The sequence below is a fragment of the Vibrio sp. 10N.222.52.C3 genome (assembly GCF_041474195.1).
Lineage (GTDB): Bacteria > Pseudomonadota > Gammaproteobacteria > Enterobacterales > Vibrionaceae > Vibrio > Vibrio crassostreae_C.
This window is the reverse complement of the sequence record NZ_JBFRTQ010000151.1, coordinates 1-203: the sequence shown is the minus strand read 5'-3', so window position 1 is coordinate 203 and position 203 is coordinate 1. Positions and strand designations below refer to the sequence as shown.

Annotated in this window: 1 tRNA gene; it reads right to left on the bottom strand. The window is 41.9% G+C overall.

Annotated elements, in window-relative coordinates:
- Nucleotides 1-76: 76 nt before the first annotated feature.
- Nucleotides 77-152 (bottom strand) — tRNA-Ala (locus tag AB4517_RS19940).
- Nucleotides 153-203: the final 51 nt, after the last annotated feature.

Genomic DNA, 203 nt, shown 5'->3' with positions numbered 1-203 from the left:
TCCAAATTGTTAAAGAGCTAGATATTTCAAAAGAAATAACCATTTTTAAAGATTCTTAAGGAAGAACACTTAAAGATGGTGGAGCTATGCGGGATCGAACCGCAGACCTCCTCGCTGCCAGCGAGGCGCTCTCCCAGCTGAGCTATAGCCCCATCTGGAAAAGTATTTCCTACTCTTAACTTATTAAACCATCAATCTGTGTG